The organism is Nocardia sp. NPDC058480 (genome assembly GCF_042720495.1).
In the GTDB taxonomy this organism is placed as follows: domain Bacteria; phylum Actinomycetota; class Actinomycetes; order Mycobacteriales; family Mycobacteriaceae; genus Nocardia.
On record NZ_JBHXMN010000003.1, the window covers coordinates 26524 to 42207 of the forward strand.

At 67.2% G+C, this 15684-nt stretch carries 15 protein-coding genes and 1 tRNA gene; 7 read left to right on the forward strand and 9 right to left on the reverse strand.

Features of this window, described 5'->3' with window-relative positions; all coding sequences use genetic code 11:
• Nucleotides 1-103: 103 nt before the first annotated feature.
• The gene (locus ACFWO8_RS08980; RefSeq protein WP_378946527.1) at nucleotides 104-2392 is read left to right on the forward strand and encodes an MMPL family transporter; all 2289 of its coding nucleotides are present in this window, start codon (nucleotides 104-106) and stop codon (nucleotides 2390-2392) included.
• Between the two features lie 40 nt (nucleotides 2393-2432).
• Here the strand turns inward: ACFWO8_RS08980 and ACFWO8_RS08985 are convergent, their stop codons facing one another.
• A complete protein-coding gene (locus ACFWO8_RS08985; protein ID WP_378946530.1) occupies nucleotides 2433-2681 on the reverse strand; it encodes a hypothetical protein in 249 nt (82 codons plus the stop codon).
• 303 nt (nucleotides 2682-2984) lie between these two features.
• On the opposite strand from ACFWO8_RS08985, the gene ACFWO8_RS08990 reads away from it, so the two are divergent.
• Nucleotides 2985-3953: a helix-turn-helix domain-containing protein gene (locus tag ACFWO8_RS08990; protein ID WP_378946533.1), complete on the forward strand. Its 969-nt coding sequence runs from the start codon at nucleotides 2985-2987 to the stop codon at nucleotides 3951-3953.
• Between the two features lie 16 nt (nucleotides 3954-3969).
• Here the strand turns inward: ACFWO8_RS08990 and ACFWO8_RS08995 are convergent.
• The 3 genes from ACFWO8_RS08995 to ACFWO8_RS09005 form a co-directional block, all read right to left on the reverse strand.
• Nucleotides 3970-4060: transfer RNA gene (locus ACFWO8_RS08995), tRNA-Ser, on the reverse strand.
• 46 nt (nucleotides 4061-4106) lie between these two features.
• Nucleotides 4107-4541: a nucleoside deaminase gene (locus tag ACFWO8_RS09000; protein ID WP_378948141.1), complete on the reverse strand. Its 435-nt coding sequence runs from the start codon at nucleotides 4539-4541 to the stop codon at nucleotides 4107-4109.
• Nucleotides 4542-4552: 11 nt separating this feature from the next.
• Entirely contained in the window at nucleotides 4553-5092 is a 540-nt protein-coding gene (locus ACFWO8_RS09005) for a tRNA adenosine deaminase-associated protein (RefSeq protein ID WP_378946536.1), read from the reverse strand.
• Nucleotides 5093-5150: 58 nt separating this feature from the next.
• Here ACFWO8_RS09005 and ACFWO8_RS09010 point away from each other — a divergent pair, with 58 nt between their 5' ends.
• Complete coding sequence (locus ACFWO8_RS09010) at nucleotides 5151-6098, forward strand: prephenate dehydrogenase (protein ID WP_378946539.1); 948 nt, start codon at nucleotides 5151-5153, stop codon at nucleotides 6096-6098.
• Between the two features lie 115 nt (nucleotides 6099-6213).
• Here ACFWO8_RS09010 and ACFWO8_RS09015 read toward each other — a convergent pair whose 3' ends face one another.
• The 3 genes from ACFWO8_RS09015 to ACFWO8_RS09025 are packed head-to-tail and all read right to left on the reverse strand — an operon-like array spanning nucleotide 6214 to nucleotide 10485.
• Nucleotides 6214-6831, reverse strand: coding sequence for a putative glycolipid-binding domain-containing protein (locus tag ACFWO8_RS09015; protein WP_378946542.1), 618 nt, complete (start codon nucleotides 6829-6831; stop codon nucleotides 6214-6216).
• A 49-nt stretch (nucleotides 6832-6880) separates the two neighbouring features.
• The gene (locus ACFWO8_RS09020) at nucleotides 6881-8740 is read right to left on the reverse strand and encodes an ABC transporter ATP-binding protein (protein ID WP_378946545.1); all 1860 of its coding nucleotides are present in this window, start codon (nucleotides 8738-8740) and stop codon (nucleotides 6881-6883) included.
• Complete coding sequence (locus tag ACFWO8_RS09025; protein ID WP_378946548.1) at nucleotides 8737-10485, reverse strand: ABC transporter ATP-binding protein; 1749 nt, start codon at nucleotides 10483-10485, stop codon at nucleotides 8737-8739. The genes ACFWO8_RS09020 and ACFWO8_RS09025 overlap by 4 nt, the downstream gene beginning before the upstream one ends.
• 483 nt (nucleotides 10486-10968) lie before the next feature.
• Here ACFWO8_RS09025 and ACFWO8_RS09030 point away from each other — a divergent pair, with 483 nt between their 5' ends.
• Both ACFWO8_RS09030 and ACFWO8_RS09035 read left to right on the forward strand, forming a co-directional pair.
• Nucleotides 10969-12102, forward strand: a complete 1134-nt coding sequence (locus tag ACFWO8_RS09030) for a DNA cytosine methyltransferase (RefSeq protein WP_378948144.1) — start codon at nucleotides 10969-10971, stop codon at nucleotides 12100-12102.
• On the forward strand, nucleotides 12099-12593 hold the full coding sequence (locus tag ACFWO8_RS09035; protein ID WP_378946551.1) for a very short patch repair endonuclease: 495 nt from the start codon (nucleotides 12099-12101) through the stop codon (nucleotides 12591-12593). The genes ACFWO8_RS09030 and ACFWO8_RS09035 overlap by 4 nt, the downstream gene beginning before the upstream one ends.
• Nucleotides 12594-12613: 20 nt before the next feature.
• On the opposite strand, the gene ACFWO8_RS09040 is transcribed toward ACFWO8_RS09035, so the two are convergent.
• Complete coding sequence (locus tag ACFWO8_RS09040) at nucleotides 12614-12742, reverse strand: hypothetical protein (protein WP_378946554.1); 129 nt, start codon at nucleotides 12740-12742, stop codon at nucleotides 12614-12616.
• A 142-nt stretch (nucleotides 12743-12884) separates the two neighbouring features.
• Between ACFWO8_RS09040 and ACFWO8_RS09045 the strand changes: the two genes are divergently transcribed.
• A complete protein-coding gene (locus ACFWO8_RS09045) occupies nucleotides 12885-13571 on the forward strand; it encodes a DUF998 domain-containing protein (protein WP_378946557.1) in 687 nt (228 codons plus the stop codon).
• On the opposite strand, the gene ACFWO8_RS09050 is transcribed toward ACFWO8_RS09045, so the two are convergent.
• Nucleotides 13558-15141, reverse strand: coding sequence for an esterase-like activity of phytase family protein (locus ACFWO8_RS09050; RefSeq protein ID WP_378946561.1), 1584 nt, complete (start codon nucleotides 15139-15141; stop codon nucleotides 13558-13560). The genes ACFWO8_RS09045 and ACFWO8_RS09050 overlap by 14 nt on opposite strands.
• Before the next feature lie 85 nt (nucleotides 15142-15226).
• Here ACFWO8_RS09050 and ACFWO8_RS09055 point away from each other — a divergent pair, with 85 nt between their 5' ends.
• Nucleotides 15227-15622, forward strand: coding sequence for a Rid family hydrolase (locus tag ACFWO8_RS09055; RefSeq protein ID WP_378946565.1), 396 nt, complete (start codon nucleotides 15227-15229; stop codon nucleotides 15620-15622).
• Nucleotides 15623-15684: the final 62 nt, after the last annotated feature.

Sequence of the window (15684 nt, forward strand, 5' to 3'; positions counted from 1 at the left end):
AGGAGGTGCTTGATATCGAGGTTGCTGGGCAGCAGACTCAGGGCTAGTTCGACCGGCTACACCTCCGATCCGCGCTCTGCACCGATCAACGAGGAGAAGAACCGTGTCCATCTATCTCTATCGGTGGGGCAAGCTGGCCTTTCGCCGCAAATGGATTGTGCTGCCCGTCTGGTTGCTGTTCTTCATGGTGCTCGCGGGGCTGGGTTCCTCGTTGCAGAAGCCGATGACCGATGACTTCAGCATGCCGAACCTGCCCTCGGAGCGGGCCACCGAAATCCTCGACAAGCACTTCCCCGGGATGTCAGAGGCGTTCGCGTTCGACGCGGTGACCGGCACATATGTCGTGGGAGCGCCCGCGGGCCAGAAACTCACCGACCCGGCCAACCGGGCCGCGATCGACGAACTGATCGGCGAGCTCGACCGACTCGACATCGTCGACCATGCCGAGCCGATCGTGAATCCGATCACCGCTACCGACGAAATGGGCTGCCTCACCGGGCAACCCGACCCGTCGACCTGCAGCGGCGCGCCACTGAACGTGCTGAACAAGACCGCACCCGGCACCGTCGCGTTCTTCAGCGTCCCGTTCACGATCACGGACTTCGCCGAGATCACCGCCACCGAACGCGAGGCCGCCTACAACGCGGGCGACACCGCCCGCGCGGCCGGGCTGACGGTCGAGATCAGCGGCACTATCGCGATGGAACAACAGATGCCGAGCGGCAAGTCCGAGATGATCGGTATGGCTGTGGCATTGGTGGTGATGATTGTGGCGTTCGGCGCGATCGTCGCCGCGTTCGTGCCGATCATCACCGCGATCGTCGGACTCGGCGCGGCGACTTCGCTGATCTTCCTGTCGACCTCGGTGCTGTCGGTGCCGAGCTTCACCACCTTCCTGGCCTCGATGATCGGCATCGCGCTCTCGATCGACTACGCGCTGTTCATCGTCTCGCGCTACAAACATGAGCTGGCGGTGCAGGATTCAGCCGAGGAAGCGGCCGGTACCGCGTTGGGGACGGCGGGCTCGGCGGTGGTGTTCGCCGGGCTCACCGTCATCATCGCGCTCGTCGGGCTCAGCATCGTCGGGGTCAGATTCCTGACGTTCATGGGTCTGGGTGGTGCCATCGCGGCCGCGTTCGCCGTGCTCACCGCCATCACGCTGATGCCCGCGTTGCTCGGTGCCTTCGGCAAGGCGCTGTTCAAGCCGAAGCTGCCGCTGATCGCCCAGCACGATCCCGAGGACGACAGTGTCGTCACCAACGGCACCCGCGTGGCCAGGGCGATCGCCAAATTCCCCTCGATCACGATGCTGCTGGCCATTGTGGTGCTCGGCCTGCTCGCCGCACCGGCGCTGAACCTGAACCTCGGCCTGCCAGGCGAGGACAGCCTGCCCAAGTCGACCACTGTCCGTAAGGCCTACGACCTGCGCACCGAAGGCTTCGGTGAGGGCAGCAACGGGGTGCTCCAGGTGGCCGTCGACCTCAGCGATACCCCCGCCGACCAGCGTCCGGCGGCGCTGAATGCCTTGCGCGACAAGCTGCAGTCCTACCCCGATATGGATCTGGTCACCGAGCCGCAGATGAGCAAGGACGGGGCGGGCGCGCTGATCAACGGCATCCCCAAGACCGGACCCAACGCGCAGTCGACGAAGGATCTGGTGCAGTCGGCGCGCGATGCGGAATCCGATCTGCACGAGCAGTACCAAATGTCTTACGGCATCACCGGAACCACCGCGATCTACGCCGATATCGACCACGTGCTGTTGAGCAAGATCGTGCCGTACATGGCGATCGTGGCAGGCGCGGCGTTCATCCTGCTGATCCTGGTGTTCCGCTCGATCCTGGTCCCGCTCACCGCCGCCCTCGGCTTCCTGTTGTCGATGGCGGCCACCTTCGGCGCGACCGTGCTGATCTTCCAGGAAGGCAAACTCGGGCTGATCCAGGATCCACATCCGCTGGTCAGCTTCCTACCGATCATGTTGATCGGCTTGGTATTCGGCTTGGCGATGGACTACCAGGTGTTCCTGGTGACCCGCATGCGCGAGGAATACGTGCACGGCGCCGATCCCACCGATGCCGTGATCAACGGCTATCACCACGGTGCGCGCGTGGTGACCTCGGCGGCGATCATCATGATCTCGGTGTTCGGTTCGTTCCTGCTGGAATCCGACGTCACCGCCAAGTCGATGGGCTTCGCCCTGGCGGCCGGCGTGGCCTTGGACGCGTTCGTGGTCCGGATGGTGCTCATCCCCGCTCTGCTTGTGCTGCTGGGTAAATGGGCGTGGTGGATGCCGAAGTGGCTGGACCGGATCGTGCCCGATATCGACATCGAGGGCTCGCGGGTGCGCGAGATCCAGGCCGAACGGCGGGCGCTCGCCCCAGCGCAAGTCTGAGCACCGATGGCCGGGGAACCCTGATTCCCCGGCTATTTCGCTATTGACTCGGTTGTGGCACTTGGCATTCCGTGACCCGCGGATTCAACCCGATGTAGTTCGCGGGTCCCGCCGCGGCGGTGACCGCGATGGTCGCCCAGTCCGAGCATTCCTTGGGCAGGTGAGCGAAGTGGTGCCGCTGACCGGCCGCGAGCAGCCCGACGGCGACCCAGCCGAGCACGACGAGAACCAGAAGTTTTCCCCCGAGCCCGATCCCGGACTTCGCGGGTGGCGGCTGTCGCCCGCGCATAATCATCGTTCCTTCCCGGATTCGGTGTAACCCAGTCTATTACGCGAGGAATACACCGCAGGTCGGACGAGGTGAATACCCGACGACAGATCTTGCCGCTACCGGGTGGTCCGCGCTCCCCCACACTGTGGCTTCCGGCTTTCGGGCCGAGCCGCGGTAGACGGGCGGATGCCGTGCCTGATCGCGTTCGCGGTGTGGATTCCGATGGCGAAGTCCTTCAGTTGCTTCAACATATCTTCATGCTCCGACTTCCGCGTCATCGGGAGAAGTGGCGTAGATGACAACTATCGCTAAGATTTAGACATGAGCTCAGTATCGGTGCTGGCCTACGACGGGATGACGGCGTTCGAAACCGGCATCGTCGTCGAGGTCTTCGGTCTGACCTGGCCCGATATCGAGCAGCCCTGGTACGAGCTGAAGATCTGCACCGAAACCCCCGACCCCATCCGCGTGATCGGCGGCGCGACCCTGACCAGCCCGTATGGTCTCGCGGAGTTCGCCGCCGCCGATACGGTCGTCGTCCCGAGCGTCGCCGACCCCCGCGCGCAGACCTCGCCGGAATTGATCGCCGCCCTTCGCCGGGCGCACAGCAACGGCTCCCGGATCGTGTCGATCTGCTCGGGTGCGTTCGCCCTCGCCGCCGCGGGTCTGCTCGACGGCCGCCGTGCCACCACGCACTGGCGATACGCCGACCTGCTGCGCGAGCGCTACCCCTTGGTCGAGGTCGACCCCGAACCCCTCTACACCGACGAAGGCGACATCCTCACCAGCGCGGGCTGCGCCGCAGGCCTGGACCTGGCACTGCACCTGGTCCGCAACGACCTGGGTGCGTCCGTGGCCAACGCCGTTGCCCGCCGCCTCGTCATCCAGCCCCACCGCACGGGCGGCCAAGCTCAGTACATCGAATCCCCCATGCCCCCGGAACCCCTCGACGCCCCCATCGCCCGCAGCCTTTCCTGGGCACTCGAACACCTGGCCGACCCGATCGGCATTCCCGATCTCGCCAGGGTGGCAGGCCTGTCACCGCGCACCTACCTGCGCCATTTCGTCCGGGAAACCGGTGCGACCCCGAGCAAATGGCTGATCGCCCAGCGGATTCAGGCAGCACTGGCGATGCTGGAGACCGGCGACGCACCGATCGAGGAGATCGCGACCGCGGCCGGTTTCGCCACCCCGGTCACCTTCCGCCACCATTTCACGCGAGCGGTGCGGACCTCGCCATCGTCCTACCGCCGCACCTTCCGGACAAGAAAAAGCCCCCCACCTGTGTGAACAGGTGGGGGGCTCTTGGCGGTGGCGGAGGGATTTGAACCCTCGGAGGGGGGTTACCCCTCACACGCTTTCGAGGCGTGCTCCTTAGGCCGCTCGGACACGCCACCGCCGACTACGGTACCGGAGTGGTGGGGAGATTGTTAAATCGGGTGGTCAGCGTTGGTTTTTGAAGAAGGTGTCGAGGAGGGCTACGCAGTCGGATTCGAGGATGCCGCCGCGGACTTCGGGGCGGTGATTGAGGCGGCGGTCGCGGACCACGTCCCAGAGCGAGCCGACGGCACCGGTTTTGGGTTCCCACGCGCCGAAGACGACCTTGCCGACACGGGCAAGTACCAACGCGCCCGCGCACATGGTGCACGGTTCGAGGGTGACGGCCAGGGTCGCGCCTTCGAGGCGCCAGCCGTCGCCGTGGACACCGGCGGCCGCACGCAGAGCCAGCACTTCGGCATGGGCGGTCGGGTCGCCGAGGGCTTCCCTGGCATTGGTCGCGCGGGCGAGTTCGCGCCCATGTGCGTCGAAGACGACGGCGCCGACCGGCACATCGCGCGGGTCGGCGTCGGCTGCGGCCGCCAGGGCGGCGCGCATCATCTCTTCGTCGGTCACCTCGGCATTTTGTCCAGGGCCGCGGCGAACTCGTCGGCGAAACCGAGGCTCTCGGCGATCGCGCTGAGCTGCTCGTCGGGGTAGAGATCGGTGTCCGCGAGAATCACACTGAGCACCGGTTCGCCGAGACCGAGGTCGGCCAGGACGCCCAGGTCGCCCTCTTCCCACGGTTCGACGTCGTCGAGGTCGTCGGGGTCGATGTCGGGGATCTCGACATTGAGCGCGTCGAGAACGTCGGCGGCGATGTCGTAGTCGATCGCCGCGGTGGCGTCGGAGACGAGCAGGCGGGTGCCGCTCGGCGCGGGACGCAACACGATGAAGAATTCGTCATCGACGTCGATCAAGCCGAACACCGCACCTGAGCTGCGCAAAGCCTTCAGTTCGGTCTCGGCGGCCGACAGATCGTGCAGAGCTTCGGAACTGAGCGGGCTGACCCGCCATGTGCCTTCCTCGCGGACCACGGCCACTGCGAACCCTTCGACGTCGAAGTCATCATCCGACGTCGCCCTGTTCGTGCCCGAGCGCTGTGCTGCCATGGACCAAACGGTAGTCTGTCCCACCCCTAATGATGAACTCGTGTGCCAATCTGTTCCGATGAGCATCGACGAGCGTGGGGCTGTTTGCGTCCTCGGGACCGGCCTTATCGGCGGTTCACTGCTGCGCGCCGCCGTCGCATCGGGGTACCGGGCGTTCGGCTACAACCGCTCCGAAGCCGGGGTCGGCGCGGCGTGTCACGACGGATTCGAAGTGTCCGGCGACCTGTCCGCGGTGCTGGTCCGGGCTGCCGAAGTGGACGCGCTGCTGGTGATCGCGGTGCCGATGCCCGCCGTCGAATACCTGCTGGCCGACATCGCCGCGCTCGCGCCGGGGTGCCCGCTGACCGATGTGGTGAGCGTGAAGGGCCCGGTGCTCGACGCGGTACGAAAGCACGGGCTCGAAGCTTTGTACGTGGGTGGGCATCCGATGGCTGGGACAGCCGAATCCGGCTGGTCCGCAACCGATTCCGAGCTGTTCCGGGATGCGGTGTGGGCCGTCGGGGTGGACGAGGGCACGCGGGTAGAGCCGTGGTCGCGGGTGGCGCGGCTCGCGTTGGACTGTGGGTCGGTGGTGGTTCCGGTGCTCGCCGAGGAACACGATCAAGCCGTCGCGCGGATCTCGCATCTGCCGCACGTGCTGGCCGAAGCGCTGGCAGCGTCTGGGGCCGCGGGCGGGAAGCTGGCGCTCGGTCTGGCGGCGGGTTCGTTCCGCGACGGAACCCGCGTCGCGGGCACCGCCCCCGACCTCGTACGCGCCATCTGCGAACCGAACGCGGCCGCGCTGGGACGGGTGCTCGACGAGGCCATCGAGACACTGGTCACTGCCCGCGATGTCCTGCGTTCGGATGGTCACCTCGGCGAACTTGTCGAGACGGGTTTCCGCGGTCGTACCGCCTACGACGACCGCACGACCTGGGACATCACCGGCATCACGCCCGGCGCTGGCGACTGGCTGGGCGAACTTCATCGCGCGGGTGCGAACGGTGGAGTTCTTCGCTCATTGTGAAGCTCGAAACGTTCCGGGTGTTCGGCGAACCGCTCGGTGCTGCCCCTGGGTTACAGCGGACCAGGGGCCCGAGCACGTCCGGGTTCGCGTGGTTACGACGACACCGGACACGTTGTCAGGCGCGTTCGGCCAGTCCCGGGTAGTCGAGCACGAAACCTTCCGGGTCGACCGTCAAGGTGGCGCTCGAGACCGGGGAGAGGACGTTGATGCCGTCGGCCGCGCTCGAGTAGGTGAGCTCGGCCTCCTGCACCAGCAGGTCGGGTAGTCGGACATAGACGACCGGGACCTGGACGTCGCCGACGGCGTGCTGCAGGCTGAACCGGCGGATCGGCAGGGTGTTGAAGAACGGGCTCAGCACCACATCGACGTCGAGGGCGCCGCCGAAGGTGGAGCGCACGTGGGTGCCGCCCGCGTCGACGAGCCAGTAGTTCTCCTCGTCCCGCGAGATCGAGGCGTGGCGTTCACCGGCCGCGGTGGTGGTGCGCAGCGACAGCCGCCGCGTGGCGCCCGCTTCATCGGTGACCAGGTCGTAAGACGCGCTGAACGCCGGGTGCTCGTCGCCGGCACTTCCGATCAGCCGCCCCGCCGCCCTGATCCGATTGCCGTTCACCGTGACGCGCACCGATTCCATGCGCGAGTTGTCGTGGGCACGCCAGGTGAGTACCGCAGGCCACCGGGAGGCCGGCTTGATCTCGGTGGGGCCGTCGGCCGGGCCCGGGGCTGAGGTCGTCACGTCTCTACGGTAAGCGACACCAGCCCCGCCGCTACACAACACGGGCGCATCACACCAGCGAATCCCGCCACGCGGCGTGCAATCCGGCGAAGCGTCCCTGGCCCGCGATCAGCTCGGTCGGTGTGCCGTCTTCCACGATCCGGCCACCGTCGAGGACCAGCACCCGGTCGGCAATGGCCACGGTGGACAGGCGGTGCGCGATGATCACGGCCGTGCGGTCGCGCAGCAGTGTCTCCAGCGCGTGCTGAACCAGCCGCTCACCAGGGATATCAAGGCTGGAGGTGGCCTCGTCGAGCACGATCACCGCCGGGTCGGCCAGGAACACGCGCGCGAACGCCACCAGCTGACGCTGCCCCGCCGAGAGCCTGCCGCCGCGCGTCCGCACGTCGGTGGCATACCCGTCGGGGAGTCCTGCGACGAACACGTCCAGACCCACCGCACGCGCGGCCGCGGCGACCTCGGCGTCGGTCGCGTCGGGTCTGCCGAGCCGGATGTTGTCGGCGATGGTGCCGGAGAACAGGTAGGCCTCCTGCGTAACCATCACAACGTGCCTGCGCAGCTCGGTATCGGCCAGGTGGCGCAGATCCACCTCGTCGAGCGTGATGACGCCACCGCTCGGGTCGTAGAACCGGGTGAGCAGTTTGGCCAGCGTCGACTTGCCCGCGCCCGTGGCACCGACCAGCGCCACCACCTGTCCGGCCGGGATCGCCAGGTCGAACTCCGGCAGCACCGGGGTGGTGTTGTAGCCGAACCAGACCTTGTCCATCCGCACCGCGCCGGTCGCGCTGTCGAGCGTGGCCGGGCTTTCTGGTTCGGCGACGGCCGGTTCCTCCTCGAGCACACCGGAGATCTTCTCCAGCGCCGCGGCGGCGGACTGGTAGGAGTTGAACACCTGCGCGAGTTCGTCGAGCGGACCGTAGAACTGGTCGAGGTAGAGCAGGTACGCGGCGAGCACACCGATCGCGAGGTTGCCCTCCATCACCTGCCAGGCGCCGACCAGCAGCACGATCACCGTGGTGAGCTTGCCGATGAAATTGGACAGCCCGACGTAGTCGCCCATCCCTCGGACCGCGGTGGTGGTCGCCTTCTGGTACGCCGAGTCCTCGACGCCGAGGACCTCCTCGTTGCGGTGTTCGCGACGGAATGCCTGCACCGCGCGCATGCCGCTCATCGATTCGACGAACTGCACGACAACGCGCGAGATCGCGCCGCGCGTGCGCCGATAGCCCGCCCGCTGACGTCGCTGCGCCCATCGCGTCACCAGCACCAGCGGCACGAACCCGATCAGCACGATCGAGGCGAGCAGCGGATCGAGCCAGATCAGCAGCGCCGCGATGGTCACCACCGAGATCACCGCGCTCAGCGCCTGATTCAGGGCGCCTTCGAGCAGCTCCTGTAGGGCTTCGATATCGCTGGTGAGCCGGGTGACGACCTTGCCCGAGGTGTATTTCTCGTGGAACGACACGCTCAACCGCTGCGTGTGCCGGAACGCGCGCACCCGCAGGTCGAACAGCACCCGCTGACTCAGCGACCCGGAGGCCCGCAGGAAGGCGAAGGTGGTGAGCCCCGACAACACTGTCACCGCGACGAAACCGGCGACGGTCGCGATCATCGGCGTCCAATTACCTTGGCGGCCTTGGCTGATGCCGTGGTCGAGCCCGTAGGCGATGAACAGCGGCAGCGATACCTTGGCCGCGTTGTCGAGCAGGATCAGGACGAAGGTCGCGATCGCCTGCTTGCGGTAGGGCCGCACCAGATCGAGGAGCAACCGCCGGGATCGCCCGGCCAGCACCAGGTTTCCGGTTCCGGTGACGGTGTCGTCTTCTTTGGCGATACCTCGCCAGTCGGCGGCCAGATCGGATTCCTCTTCCGGCACTGCCTTTTCCGGTGTCACGGTCTCGGTGCTCATGCCTCACCTCCCATCAGTTCGCGGTAGTGGCTGCTCGTGCGCAGCAGTTTGTCGTGGCTGCCCTCGGCGACGATGCGCCCGTCGGCGAGCAGGGCGACGCGATCGGCCAGCGCGGCGGTGGACGGCCGGTGCGCGACGAGCAGGGTGGTCGCCCCGGAGAGCACCGCGCGCAGCCGATCCTGCACGCGCTCTTCGGTTTCCACGTCCAGCGCCGAGAGCGGATCGTCGAGGACCATGATCCGGCCGCTCGCCGCGGTGTCGCCGGTGAGCACGGCTCTGGCCAGGGCCAGACGTTGACGCTGTCCGCCGGACAGACTCATGCCCTGCTCGCCGATGCGGGTGTCGAGTCCCCACGGCAACGCGTCGACGAACTCGCTGGCCTGCGCGATATCGAGCGCCTGACGCACATCGGCGTCGGTGGCGCGCGAGTCGCCCAGTGCCACGTTCTCGCGCACGCTGGCCGAGAACAGCACCGGCTCCTCGAAGGCCACCGTCACCACCCGGCGCAGCTCGGCCAGTCGCAGGGTGGCGATATCGACGCCGTCGATGGTGATGCTGCCGCCGCTGACGTCGTAGAGCCGGGGAATCAGCTCGAGCAGCGCGGTCTTACCGCTGCCCGTCGCGCCGACGAGCGCGACCGTCTCCCCCGGCCGAATCCGCAGCGAGATCTCTTCCAGCACGGTGTTTTCCGGACCGTCGCCGGATCGCGGGTAGGCGAAGCGGACACGGTCGATGACCAGTTCCCCGTGTAGCGCGGTGGGTAGTTCCGCCGGGTGCGCTGGGTCGGCGATGTCGAGCGGGGTGTCGATGATCTCCCAGTAGCGGTCGGCCGCGGTGCGCGCCTCGAACAGCTCCGATAACAGGAAACCGAGCCAGATGATCGGCCACTGCAGGAACGTGGCCAGCGTGATGCTCGCGACGAGCGTGCCCATCGTCATCGACCCTTGCACCACCGAGTAGCCACCGACTCCGAGCGACAACGCGATCGACACGGTCGGCAGGGTCACCAACGCCGCCCACAACGTCGCGTCGAGACGTACCTTCTCCATTTCGGTGCGCTGCAGTTCCCGGGAGAGCGCGGTGAAACGCGATCCGAAGAACCGGCCACGACCCAGCGCCTTGAGCACCCGCACGCCCTGCGCGGATTCCTGGGCGATGGTGGCCAGGTCGCCGGACTGGTCCTGCGAACGCCGCGAGGCCACCTCGAACCGGCGGACGAAGCGCGCGCAGAACAGCGTCAACGGCAGGGATGTCACCGTGAAGATCAGTCCCACTTGCCAATTCATCGCGAACAGCGCGATCAGCCCGATGGGCATGATCACCCCGTTGACGATGAGGAACGGGCCGGCGAACGCGACGAACCGCCGCAGCACCGAGAGATCGTCGATGGCGCGCGAGAGCAGCTGACCCGACTGCCAGCCGTCATGGCGGCCGATCGAGAGGGCCTGCAGCTGCGTGAAAAGCTTGGCGCGCATAGTGATTTCGAACATCGTCGAGGGCTTGGACACCAGCCATCGCCTGCCCCACATGCCGAACGATTCGAGCGATCCGAGCAGAAAGATCAGCGCTACCGGCACCAGCAGACCGACGAAATCCCGCCGCGCGATCGGCCCGTCGATCACCCGCGCGATGACGAGCGGAATCGCGATCGCGGTGCTCGAGGTGACGATCGCCAGCGCGTTCGCCAGCAACAGTGGAACCCGATATGGCCGGAGAAAGGGCAGAAATCGCCACAGCGACACCATTCCGCCGCTCGACCGCGGCGCTGGCCGCTCCGATCTGTCGGCCTCCGATTCGGCGGCCGCGAGCTCTGATGTGACAGACAAAACTCCCCCTTGATGCCTGGTTGGCTGGTTGGGTTTGCGCCAACGGAGGCCTGGTGATGTTCGCACCTGGGTCCGACAAGTTCGGCCCGTCAAGAGTCCCAGAGCACCCCCACCCCCGGCCACCGATTTTCCTCCCGTCGACACCCCTGCGTCCACCCCCTCCGCGATCGAATACCGCACGCCTCTCCCGTGCTCCTTCTCCCCCGCACCACCGAGCAAGCCCAACGGCCAACCGACGGAGCACTCGCCCCTCGGGAGCGCTCGTTCGCGGTCGGCCCCGCAGTTCAGTGGCCCGATACAATGCGGCGCAGGCGCGAATTTCGGCCGCCGAACAGCGGACCGACCATGGGCCGCGAACGCGAGCGCGCCCGCGCTCCAAAGACACAGGGGTCGTTGATGCGGATGGTCGGGTTGTTCGCCGGGATCGGCGGGCTCGAACTCGGTCTGAGCAAGCACGGCTGGGCATCGGAGCTGCTGTGCGAGATCGACCCCGGCGCCCAAGGCGTGCTCGCCGCTCGTTTCCCCGATACGGACCTGCACGGCGACATCACCCGGCTGCGCTCGCTACCCGCGGGCACCGAGCTCGTCGCGGCCGGTTTCCCCTGCCAGGATCTCTCGCAGGCCGGGCGCACCGCGGGCATCACCGGTCGTCGATCGGGCCTGGTGGACGAGGTGTTCCGGCTGGTTCGCAGGCAGCGTGGGCCGCGGTGGTTATTGATCGAGAATGTCCCCTTCATGCTGCAGCTGGGTCGCGGCGCGGCCATGCGCCACATCACCGAGGCGCTCGAGGAGCTCGGGTACGCCTGGGCGTACCGGGTCGTCGACGGGCGCGCGTTCGGTTTGCCGCAGCGGCGTCAGCGTGTGCTGATGCTGGCTTCGCGCACCGAGGACCCCCGCCAGGTGCTGTTCGGCGACGACGCCGGTCCCCGCGACTACGGCGACCCGGACCGCGATCCGTGTGGTTTCTACTGGACCGAAGGCGTGCGTGGCCTCGGCTGGGCGGTGAACGCGGTGCCGACCCTCAAGGGCGGTTCCGGGCTCGGCATCGCCAGTCCGCCTGCGGTCCGGCTGCCCGCGGGTGAGATCGTGACGCCGGGAATCATCGACGGTGAGCGATTACAGGGCTTCGACGCCGATTGGACCGCCCCCGCCCTCGATGTGCCAGGCGTTCGCCACGGTCATCGCTGGAAACTGGTTGGCAACGCGGTGAGTGTGCGGATGGCGAACTGGGTCGGTGAACGCCTGGCCGCACCGTCGGATCCGCTGACCGTGGGCGAGCCGATAGCCGCCGGCCAGCCGTGGCCGAGCGCAGCATGGGGGCACGCGGGTGTGGTGCACCGGGTTCCCCTCTCGACCTGGCCGGTCCACGAGCCCTACGAGGACCTGAAGAACTTCCTCACCGAGCCTCGCCTGCTCTCCCCCCGCGCCACGGCAGGATTCCTGCGGCGCACCGAGATGGGCAACCTGCGCTTCCCACCCGGATTCCTCGACGATGTCCGCGACCACCTCGACCGCATGGGCGGCTGGGCGGCATGAGCGCGCGGCGGGCCGCCGACCGGGAATCACCCGACGAGGCGGCCGCCTCGTCGCCACCGACCTCATCGGCTGCGCGCAGGCCGGTGACCGACGCGGCGACAAGCGCGCGAATGTCCAAGCAGCGGCGCGCGAATACTGCACCCGAGCTCGCACTACGCCGAGAACTACACCGCGCGGGCCTGCGCTACTTCGTCGACCGCCCACCCGTCAAAGGCCAGCGCCGACGCGCGGATGTGGTGTTTCCCCGGCTGCGCATCGCCGTCTATGTCGACGGGTGTTTCTGGCATCGATGCCCTGATCACGCGACCGATCCGAAGAACAACGCGCAGTGGTGGGCCGACAAGCTGGCAGGCAATGTCGCCCGGGATCGGGCCACCGATGCCGCGTTGACGGCGGCGGGCTGGCAGGTCGTGCGGGTGTGGGAGCACGAGAATCCACACACGGCAGCCGAGCGGATCACCTCATTGGTGGAGCGATCCAAACCCGGCTGACCTGCGATTACTATAGATTTTCAGCGACGCCGCGGCGTGCGTTCGGCGCGAACTCGCACCCGTGCGCGCGACGCATCCGCCGCGATGAAGCCGGACACGGCCAGTGCCAGGATCGTGGCGAAACTTGCCAGCGCGATCACATAGCTCATCGAGGACCTCTCCGTTGGTTACCAACCACCCTGCACGGTGAACCTGACAGCAACCTGTGCGTGCCTTGATCCTCGATGAAACCACGTCCGCGCTCTCGACGCGCGCCTGGTAGGAGGAGGCCGGACACGCACAATGGTCGGTGTGACCGAATACGCACGGCACACCCGTGGCTACTCGTTGCCGATCGCCCTCGCGATCGCGATCGCGGGCCTGTGCTACTCGTCCTGGCTGCTGGAATTCGTGCTGCCGATCGACACCGACCCGGTCAACGACTTCCTCAGTGAACTCGATGCGGAGGGCAAGCCCTATCGCGAGGTGTTCGGCACCGCCGACAAAGTGGCCGGCCTGTTGCTGATCCCGGCGGCGCTGGGTGGACTGCTCGTTTTCCAGCGCCGCCGGTTGACCACGATCGGCTGGGCAGCCCTGCTGTGTTTCGGCGCGTCCACCATCGCCGACGCCCTGCTGCCGCTCCACGACTGCGCCCCCGATGACAGCACGTGCGGCGGCGACAGCGGATTGTTCCCCCAGCTGCACCAACCGCACGCGCTCACGAGCACGCTGGCCGTCACCTCGATCGCGGTGGCGGCGTTCGCGTTCAGCGCCGCCGCCTACCGCTACCACCGCTGGCGAATCCTGCGCGAGTTCGGCGTCGCCGTGCTGATCCTCGGGTCGGTGGCGACCATCTGGATGATGGTCGCCGACAACCTGTCCGGCTCCTACGCACTCGGCATCGCCCAGCGAATCCAAGTCGGCACCATGTCACTGTGGCTACTCGCCCTGGCCGCCGCGGTACTCATCGAGGCACGCGAGTGGACTACTCGACAGTGATCTTCACCGTGTAGCCGTCGATCTTCGCGGGCAGCTTGGTGGTGTCGACCGCGAGCACCTCGCCGGTGTCCTGCACGCCGTTGGGCAGCGTCTTGGGCTTCAAGCCGAATGGGGGCTGTTCGCCCTGGCTGGCAGCCAGGCCGAAGTCGCTGTCGTTGGCGATGTAGATGGTCTTGCCGCCGTCGAGGGTGGCGATGCCTTCGATCTTGTCGTGACCGAAGAACCTGCCCTTCTCGTCGAGCGCGGCGACCAGTGCGGAGAGGTCGAGGTTGCTCTTCTTCGTGACAGGGGTAACGCCCGCCTTGGTCAGCGCGGCGACGGCATCGGCGGTCGGGGTGACACCGATCAGCGTTTCCAGCGGCTTGCCGTCGATCAGCAGGCCGCCCTTCTCGGCGTCATAGATCGCGCCGGGTACGGCGGACTGCGGGCCGACATCGGTCGCGCCCGCGATGTCGATGGTCCAGATCTTCTTGTCCGACTTGGGTGCGAGGTTGCCGTCGCGCTCGTCGACCAGGAAGGTGGTGGCGCTGAGCGCGGTGATCTCCGAGACCGCGACCTTGGACTGCTTCGGGTTCTCCAGTGGGTACAGGAATTCCTTCTGCGCCTTGCTCTTCAGGTCGACGGTCACGATGCGCGCGAACGGCACCTCCTTGGCCGAACCGCTCAGGCCGGGTGTGTTGAGCGCGCTCTGCACCATGCCGACCAGGGTGCTGCCGTCGGGGGTGATGGTCAGCCCTTCCATACCCTGATTGGGAGTGCGCAGCGCGATTTCCTTCGGCAGGCCGTTGCCGGGCGAGAGCCGCTCGATCTCTGTGCCCTTGGCGTCGAAATGCACCAGGAACGGGCCGTATTCGTCGGAGATCCAGAAGGTGCCGTCGGCCAGTGCGACCAGGCCTTCGGGGTCGATGCCGTGATCGGTTGGCGGCAGGATGTTGCCCTGTAGGTCCTTGATGGTCTCGCCGGTGCTGGCCGAGGTGTCGACCTGGCCGTTGAACGGCGCGCCCGACGCGCTGTGCAGCTCGATGCTCGACTGCAGCACGGCCCTGTTGCCGACCAACTTGAACCGGCCGATCTTCGGCACGAAATTCGGTGTCGGCGACAGCTTTTCATTCTTGGCCGGGCCGTCGACGTTCGGGCCGCGGTCGGTGAGTCCGTAGAACTCGTCGGTGCTACCCGGCACCGAGGTCCAGGCCGAGCCGAAACCACTGCCCTGCACCGTGGTGCCGCCGAACTCGCCGAGCACCGGAATGTCGGTGGTGTACAGGCGAACCGCGTCGGTGGTGGTGACCGTGAACTGGTCGAGACCGATGTAGCCGGCACTCGGGGTGTAAACGTAGGCGCCGTCGGCGCGGCGAGTGATGTTGCCGTGCTCCGGCTCGAGGCTGACCCCGAGCACCGCGCTGGTACCGGCCTTGGCGACCAGGTCGTCGAGCGAGATCACCAGCGGCTGGTCCCTGCCCGCGGTGAAGCGGGCATCGGGATCCGGCGATGAGCAGCCGGCCACAGCAGCGGCTGCGGCACACAGAGCGGCGGTGAGAGGAAGGAGGCGTAGACCTGGACGTGCGTTCACTTGGCATGCATACCGTCGCGAGCCGACCAGCAGACGACCGGCAAATGAATTGTCCTCCACCGCTCGGTGGACCATTCTGGCAACCATGACCACAACTCGGGTGAACATTTCCTCAGCCTCCGATTTCGAAGATGTCGTCGGGTATTCGCGGGCGGTTCGGGTCGGCAACCAAGTCGTTGTCAGTGGCACCACGGCCGCCGTCGCCGGAGGGGGTGCCGTCGGCGGCGACGACATCGGCGCTCAGACCCGTGAGGTCTTGGCCCGCATCGCCACCGCGCTGGAGCAGGCCGGGGCGAGTACGCGTGATGTGGTGCGCACGCGCATCTTCGTCACCGATATCGCCCGCTGGCCCGAGGTCGCGGCCGCCCATGCCGAGGTGTTCGGCACGATCCGCCCCGCGGCCTCCATGTACGAGGTCACCGCGCTGATCGCCCCCGGCCTGCTGGTCGAGATCGAGGCGGACGCGATCATCGCTGACTGAATCGTCACACGAGCCCGCTCCGGCGCTCCGGTGTCGACGGCCGAAAATGCCCAGTTATCCAC